19 protein-coding genes are annotated in these 21990 nt (G+C 38.8%); 2 read left to right on the top strand and 17 right to left on the bottom strand.

The features are described 5' to 3' along the window. Positions 1 to 52: 52 nt before the first annotated feature. From hisC to bsdcttw_RS03525, 12 genes are all read right to left on the bottom strand, one after another. On the bottom strand, positions 53 to 1105 hold the full coding sequence (gene hisC / locus bsdcttw_RS03580; RefSeq protein ID WP_185258049.1) for a histidinol-phosphate transaminase: 1053 nt from the start codon (positions 1103 to 1105) through the stop codon (positions 53 to 55). A gap of 35 nt (positions 1106 to 1140) precedes the next feature. Then, the gene (locus bsdcttw_RS03575) at positions 1141 to 2340 is read right to left on the bottom strand and encodes a pyridoxal phosphate-dependent aminotransferase (RefSeq protein WP_185259682.1); all 1200 of its coding nucleotides are present in this window, start codon (positions 2338 to 2340) and stop codon (positions 1141 to 1143) included. A 314-nt stretch (positions 2341 to 2654) separates the two neighbouring features. Then, positions 2655 to 3278 (bottom strand): cytidylate kinase-like family protein, encoded by a 624-nt coding sequence (locus bsdcttw_RS03570; RefSeq protein ID WP_185258048.1) that lies wholly within the window; start codon positions 3276 to 3278, stop codon positions 2655 to 2657. A gap of 92 nt (positions 3279 to 3370) precedes the next feature. Further along, positions 3371 to 4081: an ABC transporter ATP-binding protein gene (locus bsdcttw_RS03565; protein ID WP_185258047.1), complete on the bottom strand. Its 711-nt coding sequence runs from the start codon at positions 4079 to 4081 to the stop codon at positions 3371 to 3373. Between the two features lie 12 nt (positions 4082 to 4093). After that, the gene (locus tag bsdcttw_RS03560) at positions 4094 to 4852 is read right to left on the bottom strand and encodes an ABC transporter ATP-binding protein (protein WP_185258046.1); all 759 of its coding nucleotides are present in this window, start codon (positions 4850 to 4852) and stop codon (positions 4094 to 4096) included. Positions 4853 to 4868: 16 nt separating this feature from the next. Further along, positions 4869 to 5855: a branched-chain amino acid ABC transporter permease gene (locus tag bsdcttw_RS03555; protein WP_185258045.1), complete on the bottom strand. Its 987-nt coding sequence runs from the start codon at positions 5853 to 5855 to the stop codon at positions 4869 to 4871. A 119-nt stretch (positions 5856 to 5974) separates the two neighbouring features. Continuing rightward, positions 5975 to 6853 carry a branched-chain amino acid ABC transporter permease gene (locus bsdcttw_RS03550; RefSeq protein ID WP_185258044.1) on the bottom strand — a complete coding sequence of 293 codons (879 nt, stop codon included), beginning with the start codon at positions 6851 to 6853 and terminating at the stop codon, positions 5975 to 5977. A gap of 244 nt (positions 6854 to 7097) precedes the next feature. Continuing rightward, positions 7098 to 8252, bottom strand: coding sequence for an ABC transporter substrate-binding protein (locus bsdcttw_RS03545; RefSeq protein ID WP_185258043.1), 1155 nt, complete (start codon positions 8250 to 8252; stop codon positions 7098 to 7100). A gap of 258 nt (positions 8253 to 8510) precedes the next feature. Beyond that, positions 8511 to 8768: a hypothetical protein gene (locus bsdcttw_RS03540; RefSeq protein WP_185258042.1), complete on the bottom strand. Its 258-nt coding sequence runs from the start codon at positions 8766 to 8768 to the stop codon at positions 8511 to 8513. Between the two features lie 14 nt (positions 8769 to 8782). Next, complete coding sequence (locus tag bsdcttw_RS03535) at positions 8783 to 9460, bottom strand: beta/alpha barrel domain-containing protein (RefSeq protein ID WP_185258041.1); 678 nt, start codon at positions 9458 to 9460, stop codon at positions 8783 to 8785. Positions 9461 to 9491: 31 nt separating this feature from the next. Further along, positions 9492 to 10934, bottom strand: a complete 1443-nt coding sequence (clpX, locus tag bsdcttw_RS03530) for an ATP-dependent Clp protease ATP-binding subunit ClpX (RefSeq protein WP_185258040.1) — start codon at positions 10932 to 10934, stop codon at positions 9492 to 9494. Positions 10935 to 11168: 234 nt separating this feature from the next. Further along, positions 11169 to 12839 (bottom strand): S1C family serine protease, encoded by a 1671-nt coding sequence (locus tag bsdcttw_RS03525; protein ID WP_185258039.1) that lies wholly within the window; start codon positions 12837 to 12839, stop codon positions 11169 to 11171. A 274-nt stretch (positions 12840 to 13113) separates the two neighbouring features. Between bsdcttw_RS03525 and bsdcttw_RS03520 the strand changes: the two genes are divergently transcribed. Further along, on the top strand, positions 13114 to 14532 hold the full coding sequence (locus bsdcttw_RS03520) for an undecaprenyl-phosphate glucose phosphotransferase (protein ID WP_185258038.1): 1419 nt from the start codon (positions 13114 to 13116) through the stop codon (positions 14530 to 14532). Between the two features lie 122 nt (positions 14533 to 14654). Next, positions 14655 to 15686, top strand: a complete 1032-nt coding sequence (locus tag bsdcttw_RS03515; protein ID WP_185258037.1) for an LCP family protein — start codon at positions 14655 to 14657, stop codon at positions 15684 to 15686. Positions 15687 to 15873: 187 nt separating this feature from the next. Here the strand turns inward: bsdcttw_RS03515 and bsdcttw_RS03510 are convergent, their stop codons facing one another. From bsdcttw_RS03510 to leuA, 5 genes are all read right to left on the bottom strand, one after another. Then, positions 15874 to 17061 carry a CDP-glycerol glycerophosphotransferase family protein gene (locus tag bsdcttw_RS03510; RefSeq protein ID WP_185258036.1) on the bottom strand — a complete coding sequence of 396 codons (1188 nt, stop codon included), beginning with the start codon at positions 17059 to 17061 and terminating at the stop codon, positions 15874 to 15876. After that, positions 17058 to 18245 (bottom strand): glycosyltransferase family protein, encoded by a 1188-nt coding sequence (locus bsdcttw_RS03505; protein ID WP_185258035.1) that lies wholly within the window; start codon positions 18243 to 18245, stop codon positions 17058 to 17060. Before bsdcttw_RS03505 ends, bsdcttw_RS03510 begins: the two co-directional genes overlap by 4 nt. Before the next feature lie 9 nt (positions 18246 to 18254). Further along, positions 18255 to 19475: a CDP-glycerol glycerophosphotransferase family protein gene (locus bsdcttw_RS03500; RefSeq protein WP_185258034.1), complete on the bottom strand. Its 1221-nt coding sequence runs from the start codon at positions 19473 to 19475 to the stop codon at positions 18255 to 18257. Between the two features lie 18 nt (positions 19476 to 19493). After that, the gene (gene tagD / locus bsdcttw_RS03495; protein WP_185259681.1) at positions 19494 to 19892 is read right to left on the bottom strand and encodes a glycerol-3-phosphate cytidylyltransferase; all 399 of its coding nucleotides are present in this window, start codon (positions 19890 to 19892) and stop codon (positions 19494 to 19496) included. 260 nt (positions 19893 to 20152) lie between these two features. After that, positions 20153 to 21823: a 2-isopropylmalate synthase gene (gene leuA, locus bsdcttw_RS03490; RefSeq protein WP_185258033.1), complete on the bottom strand. Its 1671-nt coding sequence runs from the start codon at positions 21821 to 21823 to the stop codon at positions 20153 to 20155. Positions 21824 to 21990: the final 167 nt, after the last annotated feature.

Below are 21990 nucleotides of genomic sequence, written 5' to 3'. Positions count from 1 at the left end.
TCAAATTAATGTATATCATAACACAATTACAAGCAATAGTCAAAATAGAGGTTTATATAGCCTCTGTAATGGCAGCAAGGAAAACTTCCATTTCTCTATCGGTTCCAATGGTTATTCTCAAATAATTATCGATTCTTGGTTTCTTAAAATGGCGGATATATATTTTCTTCGCTCTTAGTTCTTCGTAGATTTTTTCTGCCGGTACTTCCTCATGGGAGACAAAGAGAAAGTTGGCAGAGGAGGGTATAACCTTAAATCCGAGGTTCTTCAGACTTTCTGCCACCCAGGTTCTTGTCTTCATTATTTTTTCAAGGGTTTCTTTATGGTACTTCGTATCCTTTACCGCCTCTGTTCCATAATATAGGGAAGGCTGATTCATGGTATAGGAATTATAAGAATACTTCACATCATTCATCGCTTTGATTAGAGAAGGGGCACCAAAGGCATAGCCTATCCGTATTCCAGCCATAGAGTAGGATTTCGAAAAGGTCTGTACAATCAAAAGATTTTCATAATCCTTTAATAAGGGCAGCGAGCTCTCACCGCCAAAATCCACATAGGCCTCATCAATGATAACAACAGACTCCTTATTATGCTCTAAAATATCCTTTATGGCATCAATTCCTAAACTAAGAGAAGTTGGAGCATTGGGATTTGCTATCACAATACCGCCGTTCTTTCTATAATAATCCTCTCTTTTTATTGTGAAATCTTCCATTAAGGAAGGAGTCACATAAGGAATATGATAAAGCTGTGCCCAGACTTCATAAAAGGAATAGCTGATATCCGGGAAAAGAATCGGCTCTGTCCCATTAAAGAAAGTCAAAAAAGCGGTTGCCAGAACATCATCTGATCCGACCCCTACAAAAATCTGATCTTTGTTTAACCCATAAGTTTCTCCAAGAGCTTCCACTAATATTGTAGAAGAAATATCCGGATATAACCTTAATTTGTCCATGTCAAATTCATCCATAGCCTTTTTCACATTGGGTGAAGGCGGATATGGATTTTCATTGGTATTTAGCTTTATCATCCCAGGCTGGTTCGGCTGCTCTCCGGGGACATATGGAACAACTTTCCTGAAATTCTCTTCCCACTGCTTCATAATAACCTCTTTTCTGTCTTAACAAATAACTCTGATTATTTGGCTTCTGCTTCCTTATATTCTTCGTATAGCTTCTTAAAATGGGGTAATGCCCCTTCTATGGTTTTCTTGCTTACACAATAAGCAATACGGCAGTATCCGGGACAGCCAAAGGCAGAACCTGGCACTATAAGGATATTATGCTTTTTTGCCTTTTCGCAAAAAGCTTTATCGTCTTCTTCCAAAGTCTTTACAAAGAGATAAAAAGCTCCTTCCGGTTTGGCACAGGAATAACCATATTCTTTCAGGCTGCCATAAAGCAGTTCTCTGTTCTCATTATATACTGATACATCTACTTCTGAATCCAGGCATCTTGCGACTACTCTCTGTATAAGGGAAGGTGCATTTACATATCCCAGAATTCTGGTGGCAACACTTGCAGCTGCAAAAATCTCTTCATAATCATCCACTTCCGTAGGTATTACAAGATAACCAATACGTTCACCGGGTAATGAAAGAGATTTACTGTAGGAATAACCGACAATGGTATTTCTATAATATTTTGTGATATAAGGAACGAAGACATCCCCATAAACCAGTTCTCTGTAGGGTTCATCGGAAATCAGGTAGATGTTTGTTCCAAACTCCTGCTGCTTCTTTTCCAGTACTTTTGAAAGTTCTATAATAGTCTCCTCCGAATATACTACACCGGTAGGATTATTAGGTGTATTGACAATAATTGCTTTTGTGGCTTTCGTAAGCTTTTCTTCCAATTCTTTTAAGTTCGGCAGGAAGGTTTCCTTATCAGGACTGATTACTACAAGCTTGGCATCATAATTATCGGCATAATTTTTATACTCACCAAAAAAAGGTGCAAAGGTAACCACTTCATCACCGGGATTGATTAACGTCTTTAGGATTACATTCAGTCCGCCGGCAGCACCCACTGTCATTATAATATTATTGGTATGGAAGGAGGTACCATGTACTTGGTTCAGCTTTGTTGCTATCTTCTCTCTTACATCCTCATATCCTGAATTGTTCATATATCCATGAACAAAAGTAGTGTCTTCATTTGAAATTATATCAATTAGAGCTTCTTTTACGGAAACTGGCGGCTGTACGCTAGGGTTGCCAAGGCTAAAATCATATACATTTTCCTTGCCGTAAATTGCTGCAAGACGTTTACCTTCTTCAAACATAGCCCTGGTTATTGAACTGTTTTTTACCATAACACTCATCTTTTCAGAAATCATACTTAGCACCCTTTGAATCGCAGTCTGACCTGCAATACTGCCACTTATGTGGCGTCCTTTCAAGTATTATATTGTCTTTCAATCCAGCTTTCTTCGTTCCAATGAGGTATTTTTCATTGAAACAATCTCTTTCTCATATCTTAATTTTTATTTTTATCAGTATAGCATAATGCCATCTTTCATTACAAGTCATGCCTACGTACTAATTCATTTTTTTTCATAAAAATTCATGTAAATATAAAAAGAGCAGCCTGCTCCCCTCATACACCAAAATGTATTAGTGTACTCCGGAAAGTCAGTCTGCTCCTTCCATATTATTTTCCAAATCGAATATCCAGATAATCTTTTACAATCCTTACACATTTATCAAAGCCTAAGCGCTTACTATTTAAACATAGATCATAATTTCCGGCATTCTCCCAGTCCCTGCCTGTGTAATACCGATAATAAGCGGCTCTCCTTTTGTCTGTTTCCAGAATCTTCTTTTCCAACTCTTTCGGTGACTGACTGGACATGCCTTCCAGCCTCTTTACACAATCCTCTAAAGATGCGTGAACATATACCTTTACCACATTATCCAGATCTCTTAATATATAATCCGCACATCTTCCAACAATGACACAGGATTCTTCCTCTGCCAGTTTTCTGATTACTTTGGCTTGATAAGTGAATAAATTATCATTGGAAACAAAATCTTCTCTGTCTGGCGGAATCAATTCACCACTATATTCTTTTCTGGCAATGCGATAGAGCAGGCTCTGTTTCAGCTGTTCGTCCGCCTTCCCAAAAAGCTCCTCATTAATACCGCTTTCATCGGATGCCAGCCGCATCAGCTCTCTGTCATAGTAGTGGACTCCCAGTTCCTCCGCTAACATCTGCCCCATGGTCCTGCCACCACTGCCATAGCCCCTGGCTATCGTAATAACAATATTCTCCATATAAATTCCTCCTTCACCTTTTATGTTGCCGGCGCATTTAAAACACGAGCGAACATGCTTCTCAGTGTGTGGGAATATACTTTTCTCCCAGCTTACTCGCCTAAATATGCTTTCTTTACAGAATCATCATTTAAAAGCTCATTTGCCTTTCCTTCCAGCACTATTTTACCTGTCTCTAAAACATATGCTCTGGTAGCAATGGATAATGCTTTTTTTGCATTCTGTTCAACCAAAAGGACTGTTGTGCCGCTCTCACTGATTTCTCTTATAATATCAAATATTTCAGACACAAACAAGGGGGATAACCCCATAGAGGGTTCATCCATTAGAATAATTCTGGGCTGCGACATTAATGCTCTTCCCATAGCCAACATCTGTTGCTCACCACCGCTTAAGGTACCTGCAATCTGATTTCTGCGCTCTTTAAGCCTCGGGAATCTGTTATAAACCTTCTCAAGGGTACTTTCAATTTCCCCTTTGTCTTTTCTGGTATAGGCTCCCATCTTAAGATTCTCATAAACGGTCAATTCCTGGAATACTCTTCTGCCTTCCGGAACATGAGCCATTCCCATTGTTACAATTTTATGAGCCGGAGTTTTCGTAAGTTCCTTACCCTCAAAAAGGATATGTCCAGACTTTGCTCCGATTAACCCTGTAATTGTATGAAGAATTGTTGTCTTGCCGGCACCGTTTGCTCCGATTAAGGCAATTACTTCCCCTTCTTCCACTTCAAAGGATACTCCCTTTAACGCCTGAATAACTCCATAATATACATTCAGGTCTTCTATTTTTAACATTGCCATGGTGCCTCTCCTTTACTCTCCAAGATATGCGGTTATAACTTCCGGATTATTTAAGACCTCATCCGGTGTTCCTGCTGCCAATTCTGTTCCGAAATTCAGCACCAGTATCTTTTCGCAAATTCCTGACACAAGCTTCATATCGTGTTCAATTAATAATATGGTAATTCCATAGCGTTCCCTGACAATCTGTATGGTATCCATAAGCTCTGCTGTTTCATTCGGGTTCATACCGGCTGCCGGTTCATCTAACAGTAAAAGCTTCGGATTGGTGGCAAGACCTCTGGCGATTTCTAACTTACGCTGCTTACCATAGGGAAGATTGCCGGCCATGTAGTCAGCTTCTTTGTCCAAATCGAATACCTTAAGAATTTCAAGTACCTTTTCATCCATACTTTGTTCCTTCTTAAAATAAGAACCCAGATGAAAAAGACTTTCTGCCAGTGTGTAATGGCATTGGTTATGAAGGGCTGTCTTTACATTATCCAAAACCGTCATTTTCTTAAATAAACGTATATTCTGAAAAGTTCTAGCAATACCTGCCTTGCAGATTTCGGAAGGCATCTTACCTACTAAGTCCACACCATCCAGTTTGATGGCTCCATCTGTAGGTCTATATACACCGGTTAGCAGATTAAATATCGTTGTTTTTCCGGCACCGTTTGGTCCTATTAATCCATAGAGCTGCCCCTTTTCAATGGAAAGGTTCACATTGTCTACCGCTCTTAAGCCTCCAAAGGAGATTCCTAAATTCTTTACCTCTAATAAACTCAAAGTTATCCTCTCCTTCCTATTTCACTCTTGCTTTTAACTTCGGTAATCTGGGAAGCTTCCCGGAATCCTCAAGCCTCTGACGAATCTCAGAAGAATTAAACAGCATTATGATGATAAGTGCCAATGCATAAAGGAGCATTCTGTAATTGCTGGCTCCTCTTAAGAACTCGGGTAGCAGAGTAAGTACAATTGCAGCGATAACGGAACCTTTAATGCTTCCCATACCGCCAAGAACTACGATAACTAATATCTCAATAGATTTATTATAATCAAAATTACCAGGCTTTAGTATACTTAAGTTAGACCCGAAAAGAACACCTGCCACTCCGGCGAAGAAAGCTGCTATAACGAAGGCCATTATCTTATAATTACTTACCTTGATACCAATGGACTCCGATGCAATAGCATTATCTCTGATAGAACTGATAACCCTGCCATGACGGGATTTTACAAAATTGGATAAAAGAATGATTGTAATGATGACCAATGCATAAGTCCACTTATAATTGGTGTATCTGGGAATACCATTTAAACCTTTGGCTCCCCCTGTAACCCCTAAGAAATTAATAATGGCACGGACAATTTCGCCAAATGCCAGTGTAACAATAGCCAGATAATCACCTTTTAGACGTAAAACCGGGATTCCGATGACTACGCCGAATACCGCAGCCATAATACCTCCGATTATAATACCTAAGAGGAAAGCAAGTGGTGCCGGAAGTCCTGTGTGGTTCTCGGCAAAGATCGTAAATAATGCTCCGGAATATGCGCCGATAGCCATAAAACCGGCATGTCCCAAGGAGAGTTCACCCAAGAAACCGGTGGTGATATTTAATGAAACCGCTAAAATAATATTAATACCGATGGGTACAAGAAGGGATTTAAAATGTCTGGTGGCAAAATCCCCTTCCATAACCGCCATAATAACAAGATAGATTGCTATAATGACCAATAATTTTATTAAATTACTCAATGTAAAAATGCTTTGCGCTTTTCTACTCATATTTTTTCCCATATAAATAACCATGTCCTTTCCAATGCACCTCATGTTTGCACCGAAGATTTCCAAAGTACAAGCATGTGTGTGAAAATTATTTTCTTAATTTTCCCACTACTTCTTTCCTACACTTTCTCTATACGGTTCTTTCCAAGAAGTCCGGATGGCTTAACCAGGAGAACAATAACCAATACACCGAATACGATGGCATCAGATAGTTCTGTTGAAAGATACGCTTTTGATAAGCTTTCGATGACACCCAGAAGCACTCCTCCAAGCATAGCACCCGGAACGCTTCCGATACCGCCAAGAACTGCTGCAACAAAGGCTTTAATACCCGGTAAAGCTCCAAGGGTAGGTTTTATAGATTGAAACTGACATATGAACATAATTCCCGCTACGGCTGCTAAAGCAGAACCGATAGCAAAGGTAACTGAAATCGTACGATTTACGTTAATACCCATCAACTGAGCTGCTGCTTTATCCTCTGAAACTGCTCTCATAGCACTTCCCATTTTGGTCTTATTAATAAAAAGTGTAAGTGCTATCATACAAACAGACGTTACAACCAGCGTTACAATGGTAATACCAGGAATAGTAATGCCCCCGATATGAACAGCTTCCAGATTGATAATTGATTTAAAGGTTATGGAATTTGCTGTGAAGATTAATTGCGCCACACTCTGCAGTAAATAACTTACACCTATGGCAGTTATTAATACCGCTAAGGGCGGAGCCTTTCTTAAAGGTTTATAAGCAACTTTTTCAATAAAAATACCTAACAGGGCACATATAGCTATAGTAAATATAACCGCTGCTATAACCGGCATTTTAAAATCTGTTATGCTCACATAAAGAACATAAGCACCTACCATGATAATATCTCCATGGGCAAAATTTATCATCTTGGCTATACCATAAACCATTGTATAACCAAGGGCTATTAAAGCATATATACTTCCCGACCGCAGGCCGTTTATAAACTGTTCAATAATACTTTCCATGCTAACTCCTTTCGTGAATATCAAATCATAAATTCGATATTCCCCCAACCAGCCTTTTTCCTTAATATCTTCATAAGCTAATTCGCTTTCTCCGGAATCTTCTCCTTTACTTCCGAAAAAAGCGAATAAGTTCAGTCTGATTTTGTATTTCTTATAGAAAGAATTTGGACCAAAGTCATAAAAATAACCTCAGTCCAAATCTTTCACATTAATATAACCTCATTATAAGTGAAAAATAATACTTTTATTCTACTGTCTTAGAAGTGTACTCACCATTCTTGATTTCTACAAACTTAGCACCTTTATTGGGTTCACCGCTTGCATCAAAGGTAACTGTTCCGGTAAGGCCTTTCACTTCAATCTCTGTCATCGCTTTAATTAAATCCTTACTGTCTGTCTTTCCTGCTTTTTCAAGAGCTGCCTTGATAACATATACGGTATCATAGCCATCTGCTGCGAACTGGTCAGGTGTAGCATCGTATTTTTCTTTGTATTTTGTTACAAAGGACTGTACTGCTGTATCCGGATCGGTTGCAAGGAAAGGACTTAAGAATACAGCGCCTTCCAATACTTTCTTATCAACTACCTTATCAAGTACTCCGTCCCATCCGTCAGAACCGATGAAAGGAAGTGTCATACCAAGCTCTGAAGCCTGTGTTGTAATATAAGCTGCATCCTGATAGTATACAGGAGCAAAGATAATCTGAGCGTCGGTTCCTTTAATGGAAGTAAGCTGTGTGTTAAAATCTACGGCATCTGTTACGAAGGCTTCCTTTGCAACAACTTCACCGCCCAGTTCTTTTACTTTACTTTCGAAAGCTTCAGCAACACCGGTACTGTAATCATCTGAATTGTTATACAGTAAAGCAACTTTTTTAAGTCCTAAGGTTTCTACCGCATATTTTGCCATTGTCTCACCCTGAAGAGGATCTGTAAAGCAAAGACGGAATGCATTGGGGTTCTTGGTCAGGTCTTTTGCAGAACCGGAAGGGGTAATCTGCAGGATTCCATCCGCATTGGTCTGGTCAGCAATTGCAAGTCCTGCACCGCTGGTTACTGTTCCAAGCAGAGCCTGGATACCTTTATCCATTAAGGTATTATAAGCAGCTGAAGCGGTATCGCCGTCTGCTTCATCATCTTCAAACTGAAGTTTTAACTGTAAGGAAGTATCTCCTACCTTAGCGCCTCCGGCAGCATTGATTTCATCAATTGCAACTTCGGCTCCCTGCTTAACGGATATGCCGTAGGATGCAGCTGCTCCGGTTAAGGGTCCTAATCCACCGATTAAGAAAGTTCCGTCCCCTGCACCTGTATTCTTTGTTCCGCATCCTGCTAATGATGCAACCGTCAAGGCTCCTAATAACCCAAGACTGACAACTTTTTTTAATGTTTTTTTCATAAATACCCTCCTTCTAATATATTAGCATCCAATAATTCTTTGCTATAAACCGCTGGCCTGTTAATGTATTAAAGTGCCATAGTAAAAACAGAAGCTTATCGGATAACTATAAGCTAGTGTGTAACGTGCATATATACTACATTTTCTTATAAAAAAATAAGCAAAAAAGCGTCCAAAATACACGTATACCTTGAACGCCTTTGTTCTGCATCTATCTTACTATTGTCAATTCTATTTGTCAACAAAAATTATAGAATACTAATAATTCTCATAACTTCCAAGTTCTCCACCGCATTTATCACAAAAATCCAATCCTACAAGGGTAATCCCCCCGCAATCAGGGCATATCATCTTCTCCGGCAAGATTTCTTTCTCTACAATCTCATACTCCTCCTGCCCGGATAGAGTTTCATTCTCCTTACTTTTAACGGCATCTTTCTTAACCGTTACTTCCCTGTAACTTTTATTTTCCTTGCCGTTATCTTCATTTCCCTTAAAAAGCTTTCTAAAAAACAAAGTAAGACGCCTCCTTATATAATGGAATCTTCATCCCGGTACTTATTCATCAGCTTCTTAAATATCTCACCGTTTGTTGGTGGTGTATAAGTAATCGCATTGGCCCCGGCTTCTATGGTCTTAATAATACTCTCTTCCGTAGGTCCGCCTGTTGCGATAATCGGCAGATAAGGGAATTCTTCTCTGATTTGCTTTACGATTGATATGGTATTCCCGGCACCGGATATATTAAGGATATCCGCCCCGGCCTCCACTCTTGCCTTAATATCGGTCTTTTCTGATACGACGGTAATAACAATCGGGATATCAATTCTTTCTTTTAAGTACTGAATGGTTTCGTTTGGTGTAGGTGCATTGAGAACCACACCAACAGCTCCCTGGAATTCAGCATCTTCTGCAAGATTTAAAACCCTTGCTCCTTTTGTGGTACCGCCGCCTACTCCGCAAAATACCGGTACATCGGAACAACTGATTATAGCATGGGTTATAATAGGCTGGGGCGTGAATGGATAGACAGCAATCACTGCATTGGCATTGCAGTTTCTTATGATAGCTACATCCGTTGTGAAAACCAATGACTTAATCAGCTTCCCAAATATCCGGATGCCGCTTGCCTGTTCAATTGCTTTTGGTACCCGTACCATATGTTTGCGTAAGTTCCCATCAATTTCAGGTTGATATTTTTCCTCCATTTTATCACATCCCCGCCTTCATTTTTTTATATTAATTATTACCTTCTAATAGGAAATTACTGTAGTGGCTGCCTCTCATCTCAATCTGAGGCACACCCTTTTTCTCAATATAATCTCTGGTAATCGTAACTTTACCGATATTAATATCCTTGGGAATCTCATACATAATATCCAGCATAAAGTCTTCAATAATAGCACGAAGAGCTCTGGCTCCGGTCTTTTTCTCCATAGCCTTTTCTGCAATTGCTTCCAGAGCCGCATCATCAAATTCCAGACATACTTCATCTAATGCAAGCAGCTTCTGATATTGCTTTAATATGGCATTTCTCGGCTCTTTTAATATCTTTATGAGCATGTCCCTCGTTAAGCCTTCCAGTGAGAACATAATCGGTAAACGCCCCAGGAATTCCGGAATCATACCAAACTCCCTCAGATCTTCAACCGTAACCTTCAAGAGCAGATTGGGATCACTGTCATACTTGTCCTTTAAATCAGCACTAAAACCGATTGAGGACTGTTTATTCAATCTTGATTTAATTATCGTATCCAGGTCCGGAAAAGCACCACCGCAGATAAATAAGATATTTTTCGTATTCACTGTAGTCAAAGGCACCATGGCATTTTTACTGGTGGCTCCAACCGGCACCTCCACCTCACTGCCTTCCAGGAGCTTAAGGAGTCCCTGCTGAACACTTTCTCCGCTTACATCCCTGTTATTGGTATTCTTTTTCTTGGCTATTTTATCAATCTCATCTATAAAAATAATTCCGTTTTCTGCCTTTTCCACATCATTATCAGCCGCTGCCAGGAGTTTTGATACAACACTCTCCACGTCGTCTCCGATATATCCGGCTTCCGTTAACGAAGTAGCATCTGTTATTGCTAAAGGTACATCCAGAAGCTTCGCAAGGGTTTTTACAAGAAAAGTTTTTCCGCTTCCGGTTGGTCCAATCATAAGAACATTGGATTTTTCTATCTCGATATCATCCATGGTATCCGTTGCAACTCTTTTATAATGGTTATATACAGCAACCGAAAGTATCTTCTTGGCCTGTTCCTGTCCTACAACAAAATCATCTAATTTCCCCTTTATTACATGGGGGGAGGGAATATTCTTGATATCGAAGGTCTTAGGTGCTTCCGCTCTTTCTTCTTCTGTTTTCTTTTTCTTTAATTTTTGATTCTTGGGAACATCTTTTTGAATGTTGTTCAGATTCATCATATTAGGATTTAAACCCATAAGATCCATATAGGGCATACCATTACTGTTTATGGTGTCAAAGGTTTTCTGCATACAGTCAGAGCATATACAGATATTATTGGGTATGCGAAGCATCTTGCCTACCTTGCTCTCCGGTCTTCTGCAGATATAACATACTTCCTCATAACTGTCTTTCTCTTTGTTCTCTTTCTCTGATTTTTCTTTATCTATATCTTCCAGGATATTATCCTTTTCTTTATAATCATCGCTCATATTGTTATCTCCTTCTCCCTAAAGTAACTTTAAGGCCTTTGCTTATTGCAATTAAGTAAGCTGCTAAACTTAATTTTAAGTTTATATCCAATTATATCGTAGGGGGGTATGGGTTACAATAGCATAATATTGAAATTTTTCTAAAATTATTATTACGAAAATGAGTAAAAAAAGCTGCTGCAGATGAGCTAATATCCTATCAGCCCTTCCGCAGCAGCTTTTTTGTTGCATGGTTTATTTATTTGTACCGGGAGTAGTATTAGAGTTTGTATTGGATTCCGGATTTGCTGTCAGTGTAACATTGAAGGTTTTTTCTGTGAATTTGCCATTCTCATTACGTTTTACAGTTACTGTAATCTTTGTTCCTGCACGATAGGAATTCACCTTTTCCCTTAACTGTGTGCTTGCGGTAATCTCTGTGTCATTAATCTTCGTAATGATATCACCTGCTACAATACCTGCTTTATCAGCACTTCCGCCTGTTATTACCTGTTTTACAAAGACACCTACCGGCCAGTTGTACATGGTCGCGATATCTTCCGTTACATCTTCCGGATATACCCCTAAGTATCCTTTCTCTTTTTCGGTCAGAACTTCTCTGCTCATAAGCTCATCAATAATTGGTGTGGCTCTTGAGATCGGAATAGCAAAGCCCATTCCTTCCACTTCATCGGATGCGTATTTTACAGTGTTAATTCCGATTACTTCTCCTTTTAGGTTCAAAAGAGCTCCGCCGCTGTTACCGGGGTTTATAGCTGCATCGGTCTGAAGCAATACCATAGTTTTGTCGTCTACCTTTACTTCACGGTCTTTAGCACTGATATATCCGACTGTTGTAGACTGTCCGTAACCCAAAGCATTACCGATAGCGACTGCCATCTCTCCTACCTTTACGGAATTTGAATCTCCAAGCTTTGCAATAGAGATTTTATTTAGAGTATCGGCTTTAATCTTGGTTATATCAATGGAAACTACGGCAAGGTCTGCTACAGAATCTGTACCTTTTATAATAGCTTCTGCTTCTGTTCCGTCGATAAACTTAACCTTAATGGGATCTGCTCCCTCCACTACATGGTTATTGGTGGCAATCAGCAGCTCTTTATCATTCTTTCCGACAATAATACCGGAACCGCCGCCTTCGCTCTGTTGATTGTATTCCTGACCAAACCAGTCATTGTATGTCTGGTTATAGGTGGTAGTAATCTGAACGATAGAGGGCATCGTTTTATCAATCACATCTGTTAAATCCGTTTTTTGAGTAATATTACCATCTGTAACAGCTGTGGAAGATAAAAGCTTATAGGAACCATCTCCAAGACTGAACTTAACTGGTGCCGCATCCGGATTAATCTTATAATAAGCTTGATTGAATCCGGTAAAAACCAATCCTGCTACCAATCCAAATATAACCGCTGCTCCTACCAGCTTTCCTGCCTTCTTAAAGAATCCGTCCTTTTTCTTTTCCTTTCCGGCAAGTCTTGCTTCTTCTGCTTTCTGATAATAAGAGGCCGCAGATGTATCAACTCCTCTGCTTTCCTTGAATTGATTGTAATCCTCATAAGTTTGTCCCATTCTGGGTCCGGACACCTGTTCTGCCCAAAAGCTATAGGAACTTCCATTTTCTTCGTTTGCAGATGGTTTGCTTAATCGGTAAATACTGTTTTGACCATCTCCATTATTTGCTGTTGCTTCAGAACCGGATGTAAATCCTTGTGTCGAATTTGCCTCTTCCGATTTGTGATTTTCTGTATCTGCTCCGGCAAAGTGTTCATCATCTCTTGGGATACTCTCTTGCCCGCTCAGATTTTCACTTACAGGTGTTCCGCTAATTGCATCCTTCATACGGCTGTCTATATCAGCAGCTTCTTTTTGATCGTTTTCTCTTCCAAAGAATTCATCTGACATTATAAATTCACCTTCCCTTATACGTTCCTCTTTCTATAGTAGTATATCATTTACATCCTAATTTTTCATTACTTCATTATTGTAACAGTATTTTGTGTAGAGTTTGTGAAAATTTACAGAATTAATTTTGAAGGTATCTTAAGAAATTCTGTTAAATATTAAGAAAATTTTGTATTGTGGAAATTCTTTCAATCATGTATTATAGAATTGTCATTTAAGGACAAAATTAATGTAAAGAAATCAGTAAAGATGCCGTTTGGCAATGGGGTTTTCGATGATAAAAGACAATGAAAAGACACTTAACCGTATTCATGTTGTAGCAGATGGAATTCTGCTGGTACTTTCCTATATTCTATCTTATTTTTTACGTTTTTACTCGCCCCTGCGTTATCTTATACACTTCGATCCCAATGCAGGCCGTTATGATCTGATAACTTATTCCGGGATACTCTATCTGTTAGTCCCCGGTTATCTGATAATCTATTATTACTGCGGTCTATACGGGCTGGGTCCGGTACGTTTTAAGAGACTGCTTATATGGAATTTAATAAAGGCCAACCTATTTGGTACTCTTTATTTTACCTTTATACTATACGCAACCAACGAAAGTAATTATTCCCGTTATCTTATTTTTATCTTCTTTATTATAAATGTTATTTTAGAATTGATTTTCCGTCTTATTGTAAGAAGTATTCAAAGAACTGCAAGAAAGAAAGGCTACAACAGAAAACCCGTACTACTGGTAGGTTACAGCCGTACAGCCCAATCCTACATAGACAGACTCCTTGCTAATCCGCACTGGGGCTATGCGATTGCCGGTGTTCTAGATGACAATGTTGACATTGATACTGCCTATAAGGGAATAAAAGTCATTGGCTCTATTGAGGAGCTGCCTGATTACCTGCAGTCCAATGAATTTGAAGAAATAGGTATTACCTTAAGCATCGATGAGTATTCAAAGCTTTCAAGGATAGTGAATTTATGCGAAAAGTCCGGAGTACATACCAAATTCATTCCGGATTATCAAGACCTTCTGCCTACCATTCCCTATACGGAAGATTTGGACGGGCTCCCTGTAATAAATATTCGTAATGTACCTCTTACCAACTTCGTTAACCGTATGGTGAAAAGAGCTGTTGATATCTTTGGCGCTACGGTGGCCCTGATACTTTTTTCCATTCCTATGATTGTTGTTGCTATCATCATTAAAACCACCTCCAAAGGACCTATTATCTTTAAGCAGGTTCGTATCGGGAAGCATAACAAGGAATTTCAGATGTATAAGTTCCGTTCCATGGAAATACAGCAGGAATCAAAAGAAAAGAAAGCCTGGACAACCTTTAATGATCCCAGAGTAACAAAGATAGGTAAATTCATTCGTAAAACCAGTATTGATGAACTTCCTCAGATTTTTAACGTACTGCGAGGAGATATGAGTCTTATTGGTCCCAGACCGGAACGTCCTTTCTTTGTAGAGAAGTTCAAAGAAGAAATACCCCGATATATGATAAAGCATCAGGTACTTCCCGGTATGACAGGCTGGGCACAGGTGAATGGTTATCGAGGCGATACTTCTATCCGAAAAAGAATTGATTATGATTTATATTATATCGAGAACTGGAGCCTTAGTCTGGACTTTAAGATATTGTTTTTAACCTTCTTCAGGGGGTTTGTTAATAAGAACGCATATTAAATTAGATATGGTTAAGTAATAGATTTCTAAATGATAAAGCAGTTTTAAACAATGTTTCACTATAGAAATTGCCGAAGAATCAAAGGCAATTTTCCAACTATGTATTCTTTAAAGGAGTTAAAATGGCTACAAAAAGTAAAAAAAGACGTTTTAAAACAAAGGTTGTACTGATATTTGACTTAATACTTATTATTCTGGCATTGGGCATCGGATATTATTTTGTAATGGCATCCAAAATGCAGGTAGATAAATCTGCTGATTCTTCCATTGTTACAAATGTCCTGGATGATAAGGACATGAAGGGTTACAGAAATATTGGTATCTTTGGAGTAGATTCCAGGGATAATGCTTTAAAGTCGGATACCCATTCCGATACGATTGTAATTGTCAGTATTAACCGAAAGACGAAGGATGTTAAGCTTGCATCGATTTACCGTGATACTTACTCCTTGATTCCAAATGATGATAATGCATTTAATAAAATTAATGCTGCATACTTTAAAGGTGGCTATTCCCTGGCCCTCAGTACAATTAATACGAACTTTGACCTGGATGTGAAAGATTTTGTCACCGTGAATTTTGATGCCGTATGTAAAGTAATAGATTTACTTGGGGGTGTCAGCCTGGACATCACACCGGAAGAATTAAAGTATGTAAATGGCTATACCAAGGAATTAAACAAGATAAACGGAACAAAGGTAGGCAAATTAAAACATGCCGGCACCCAGGTTGTTAATGGAACCCATGCTACTGCTTATGCCAGAATCCGCTATACCAAAGGCGATGATTTTAAGAGAGCGGAAAGACAGCGTATCGTTATTCAGAAAATCTTTGAAAAAGCCAAAAAAGCAGATATTAAAACCCTTAACTCTATCTTAAATGAGATACTTCCTAAGATTTATACCAATATCGATTCGGTAGAAATGCTATCTCTTGCAAAAGATATACTTTCCTATAATATTACGGATCAGACTGGTTTTCCTTATGAGAAAAGAGCTTTTACCTATCACAGGGTATCCTATGTATTTCCGGTGGACCTGACCGCAAATGTTACAAAGCTGCATCAATTCCTATATGGAACAACGGACTACGCTCCGACAGAAAAAGTGAAGGAAATCAGTGCTAAGCTAAAGGAAATAACGGATAATAATTAAACTGATTAGAATTGTATTTACGATCTATAAATTGATAGTAACAAGGAGCCTGGACACTCTTATATACGAGTTATCCAGGCTCCTTGTTTGTTATATATCTAAATGCCTATGCTTGACGTTCTGCAATCTAATTCTGCAATCTAAGTTTTAATCTAAAGATACTCATTAAATTCTTATTCCCTAATTCTCAGCGTGTTCTAATAACTTCAATTATCTTATCTGCCACTGTCCTTGAAGCCTGCCCTTTCTCATATAGAACCAATCCTTCAAAGAATTCCTTTACAGATGCTTCATAGGAGGTTTTGTTAAAATCTTTAATGCCAGCTATTAATTCCTCCATATTGCCTGCCTTATAATACGGTAATGAAGCGTAATCAAAATAAAATCCTCTGTCCGTATCATATTCCTTCCTGTCAGCCGCATATAAGAAAACCGGCTTATAGTGAAAAGAAAATTCAAACATAATATTAGAGTAATCTGTAATCAACACATCACTGACGGACATCAGCTCATAAATATCCCTGTAATGAGTCATATTAATCACTCGCTTGCTAAAACCCATAGCATCGCTTTGTGCTGATACCAGAGGATGTAACCTGACTGCCACTATCCATTCACCGCCGAACTTCTTAGACAATTCCTGTAAAAGCTTCTCATAATCCAAGTTATATACTTGTGTATTCCCCTTTCCCTCCCTGTAGGTGGGAGCATAAAGAGCAATTTTCATATCTTCATTAATACCAAGTGCTTTTCTTACCTGTTCGTTAATTTCTTTTTTAGGCTGTATCAGGATATCATTCCTTGGGCTTCCGCACTCTAAGATCTCACCTTTATACCAGAAACTTTTCTTATACATTCTGGTACAAAAATCACTATTTGAGATATAAAGGTCTGTCATGGCAGAATCCCTTTTCGCATTCTTAACATAAGCTCTGCCAAGGTGTTCCCCGTAATCTTTCTCAATCTTCTTTAAAGCAATTCCGCCATGCCAGGTCTGGATATAATACTGACCTTTTCTTTTTCGTATATAGCTTTCTTTCCTGTTGTTATCCACCCATACTCTGGCAGTAGCAAGGGCATAGACAGCCTTTATGGTGTTGCTTTTATATAGTTTTACACCTTTTACCTCTCCGGCTGCTTCCGGATGATTGGTTATAAATATTATTTCTAATTGTTTTAGATTTCTCCTTGTCAGTTCTTCCGTCACATATTTGGCATTGTCTCCGAAACCCCATACGTTGCATAATACAACTCTAAAGGGTTTAATAGAGGCTATCCGAAATATCTGGAAAAGGAATGTTATTAGGATAAATCTTAACCTTTGGTATAGTTTTAATGCCCAGCTAGGAGCTAAGCGTTTTAACCGTTCTCTCATAATGTAGTCTCGTTTTTAGCTGCATGGCTGATAATGTCATCAAACTGCTTTGCGGTCTTTGCCCAGCTTAGGGTACCCAGATATTCTCTGGCGGTTTCATCCCTCTTCTTAAGTATATCAGGATTCTGAATGGACATTTTCATCTTCCGGTATAAGTCCTCATAATCCAGAGAAGTAAGTATGGCGCTGCCTTCCGGGAAGAAATAAGGAAAGGTTCCGTCTTCAAACTCTATTAATGGCAATCCCGTTGCTAACATCTCATAGGGTACAAGTGAGACATTACTCATAGATGCTACCATTCCAAAATCAGCCTTTCGGTAAAGAGAAAGCAGCTCTTTTTTTGATAACATTCCTAAGTTTTCACCTGCTTCTGTCTGAAAGCTTTTATCTTCTCCGTAATAAAGAATACGAAGCTTAATACCATCCTGCAGGAATCTGGCCTTTAACTGTTTTAACATATATTGTGTAATATTGGGCAGCCTTTTCCCGTAATATTTCAGATAAACTGCCATAATAAACTCTGTTTTAGCACTATAGCTGTCAAAATTCCTCTTATGGTATGGGTATTCCCGGCTCTCATAAGGAAAGTCCACTGCATCCACCGGTGATACCGGCTGACAGTTCTTTTCTATCATTTCTTTGTTCCAGGCACCAAGGCTGACCATATGAAGGCCCTGCTCATATGTCTTTTTTGCCATTAAGAACAATTCACCAAAGCTAAAGAAGTATGGTTCATAATCCTGGATAAAGTACATCTTATACCCAGGTATATTCTTTGCAAAACCAACCGTATCCCAAGAGGAGGCAATTACAATGTCCGCTTTCAGTCCGGGAAGCTGTTTATTGGTGTACATCTTTCCAAGATAGCCGGATAAGTTCGAAGAAGCGCACTCCTCCATATCGGACTGTGTCTGCGGCTTATATACTGTATACCCCACATCATGACCAAGCTTGGCCAGTTCAGTGCCAAGGCGCAAAAGAGACGTCTGCCCGCCGCTGTACTTTGCCATTCTCTCAACAACAAAAAGTATTTTTTTTGTTTTCTCTGGTTTCTCATTCTGAATGACGGACACATCATAATTGGAAATCCGGTAGTTAACTGATTTTTTTTCAGCCTTAGCCTGAATGTTATGAAGAGTTCCTTTCACCTTGACCTTAAGGATACTTTTCCATTTATTAATCATAAGAAGCTGTTACCTTTCTCCTGCTGTTATTTTTTCAATTACTTCTACTACCTTAGCAGAAGCTTTTCCATCATCAGCATGGTTGTATTTCTGGTAAAATGCCTTATACTTTTCTTCATATTCTTTTTCGCTATAGGTCTTTATTGAATCCACCAGCTCTCTGGTGGTACTTACTATAGGTCCTGGGGCTTCCTCGATAAAATCGAAATAAAAGCCTCTCAGATTATCCCTGTAATCCTCTAAATCATAGGTAAAGAAAAACATAGGCCTCTTTAACAGGGAATAGTCAAACATAACGGAGGAGTAATCCGTAATCAGCATATCTGCCACAAGATAAAGGGCAGAGATATCCTCACACATATTGAATTCATAAACAAAGCCGCCGTATGTAGACCAGTCAATGTTGTCTTTCACCAAGTAATGATATTTCACTATACAGATAAAGTCATCGCCAAACTGCTCTTTCAGAAGTGAAAAATCCATAGCTTGATTAAATTTATAAGCCCCTTTGTCATAATACTCGTTATCTCTCCAGGTAGGAGCATATAGAAGTATCTTCTTATCAAGAGGAAGTCCCATTTCTTTTTTCAGCTTATGAATATATTCTGGTGTATTCCCTTTAAACAGTATATCATTTCTGGGATAACCAATCTCAAGCATTGTTTTATCAAAGGCAAAAGCCCTTTTAAAGATTTCGCTGGAATAATTGTTTTGAGAAATCAGGTAATCCCAGGTTCTTGTATTCAAAAAGAAGCTTCTTTTGTATTTCTCAATATTTGTTTCTCCTGCCATGTTGACAGAATCCATATCCAGCGCCAGCTTTTTAAGAGGTGTGCCATGCCAGGTCTGAATATAGTGTACACCTTTACGTTTCTTAATATAGTTTGGCATTCTGGAGTCGCTTACCCAGATACCTGCAATACCCAACAGAAAGAAATAACGTATTCTGGTTCTTCTTATCTTTATCGCGCTGCCCGGTATGGAGGTTGCCACATTATCGAACATAAAATAACAACGGTACTTTTTATCCAATCCCTGTGCTACCATTTCTTCATAAATCGCTTTGGGATTACCGGTATAATTCCTTCCCATGTTACTTTCAAATACGATTACCCGCTTATTAATAGGAACAATCCTTGTCTCTATCCGGTATAAAAGCATGACAATCTTTTTACCGACTTTTTTTATCTTTTTTTTCCATTTACGCAATGATTTTTTTAATTGGGGCATATGTGCAACTCCGTTATTTTATTTTTTTACCCCTAAATTCAGGTCATTCTTAATCTTAGTAGTGGAGATTCCTTCAGTTCTTGGAAGATATACTACTTCGCAGTAATCTTTTAGAAAATCAAACTGGCCTTCCCAGTCATCACCCATAACAAAAACATCTATCTGGTTGTCCACTACATCCTTAATCTTTTGTTCCCAGGTATATTCAGGAATAACCTCATCAACGTAACGTATTGCTTCCAATATTGTTTTTCTGTCTTCATAGCAATGATAAGCAGTCTTATGCTTAATGGTATTAAATTCATCTGAAGACAAAACAACCACCAGATAGTCCCCTTGCTCCTTTGCTCTTCTTAACAGATTGATGTGTCCAACATGCAATAAATCATACGTTCCATAAGTAATTACCTTTTTCACTTTTGCACCACTCACCGCGGATAAGCATTTTATTATTATCAGCGGCATCCTTTCTATGATTAATTTATATTAATTTTTAGTTCTTTCAACTTTACAAACAGTAAAACACGGTATTTTAAAGCTAAAGCATCTTCTTTATTAATGTTTATTAATGCAAGAACAGAGGACACATACAAGCAGAATTTCTGATTGTGCTGTATCCTCTATTTAAACCTAACATATCTTTTTCTATTATAGTATTAAAATTCACTTAAACTTTCTTATGATTTCTTTAACCTGTTCAAGCCGCTGAAGATTGCCCTGATAGAGGCTCTCGTAATATTAGAGCTGATACCAACACCGAATATGGTATTAGCCGTATCTTTATCCAGTAAATGTATATATGCCGCAGCTTGTGCACCGGAACCTTCACCAAGAGCATGCTCACTATAGTCAAGAATCTTAATATTAATACCAAGTTCTCTTTCAAGTCCTCTAAGAACAGCATCAATTGGTCCGTTACCGGTTGCTTCAAAGGATTTTTCATTTCCCTGATCCGTATAAACAACTTTTGCTATCGTATCAAAGGTATTATCCGTATCATTCAAATCTTCAAAACGGCTTCTTCTAAAATGCAAAGGTTCCTTCTGCTCTAAATAATTTTCCTTAAATACCTTCATGATCTGTTCAGGAGCGACTTCACCCTGTTTTTCGGATATCTTCTGGATGATATCGGCAAATTCCTTATGCATACCCTTCGGCAGCTTAAATCCAAAATAGCTTTCCATAATAAAGGCTACGCCACCTTTACCGGATTGACTGTTAATACGTACGATAGGTTCGTATTTTCTTCCGATATCGGCAGGATCTATGGGCAGATATGGAACCTCCCAAATCTCCTTCTTTCTTTCCATCATGGCTCTTACACCCTTATTAATGGCATCCTGATGAGAACCGGAAAATGCAGTAAATACCAGCTTTCCGCCATATGGATGTCGTACATGAACAGGTATCTTACAAAGCCGTTCATATACTTCTATAATTTCATTGATATCTTCAAGCTCTAACTCAGGGTCTATTCCCTGAGAAAACATGTTATAAGCTATGGTAAGAATGTCAACATTTCCTGTTCTCTCACCATTGCCAAATAAAGTTCCCTCCACACGTTCAGCTCCCGCAAGCAAAGCCAGTTCACTGGCAGCTACGCCGCAGCCTCGGTCATTATGGGGATGTATGCTTAAAATGATAGAATCTCTGTTTTTAAAATGGGTATGCATCCACTCAATCTGGTCTGCATAAACATTAGGAGTAGTCATCTCAACAGTACTTGGCAGATTAAAAATAATCTTATTATCCGGGGTCGGTTCCCAGACATCCTGTACTGCTGTACAAATATCCAGTGCAAAATCAAGTTCTGTTCCAGTAAAGCTCTCAGGAGAATATTCCAGTACTATTTTTCCCGGAAAATTCAAGGTATATTCCTTCACCAGCTTGGCACCGGTAACAGCGATTTCTTTGATAGCCTCTTTCTCCATGCCAAAGACCACATCTCTTTGCAGCGTGGAGGTAGAATTGTAGATATGGACGATTGCCTGCTTAACACCTTGTAACGCTTCAAATGTGCGCGCGATTAAGTGTTCCCTGCATTGTACAAGTACCTGAACCACAACATCATCCGGTATCAGCTTACGGTCTACTAACTGTCTCAGGAAATCAAATTCAATCTGAGAGGCAGAAGGAAATCCAACTTCAATTTCCTTAAAGCCTAATTTTATCAGCAGCTGAAAGAATTCAATCTTCTCTTCAACTACCATAGGCTCAATCAAGGCCTGATTGCCATCTCTTAAATCCACACTGCACCAGGCAGGTGCCTTCAAAATCTGCTTTCCCGGCCAGGTTCTATCCTTAAATTCCACAACAGGTGCACTTTTATATCGCTTATAATTTAACATAATCCGTCCTCCTAATATTCACATGTTATTGTCATAATAGCTACTCCACTGCAACCAATCTTGTCACAATGCTTTCTGAATAGTTTTAAACTTTATACCATGCTACGGAGTCGGTAAATCACACTGTATTTTTTTATGATAAATAATTTGGTGTTGTCTACTCTAGT

The sequence above is a fragment of the Anaerocolumna chitinilytica genome (assembly GCF_014218355.1).
GTDB lineage: Bacteria > Bacillota > Clostridia > Lachnospirales > Lachnospiraceae > Anaerocolumna > Anaerocolumna chitinilytica.
The sequence above is the reverse complement of the archived record's forward strand: the minus strand, read 5'-3'. Positions and strand labels throughout refer to the sequence as shown.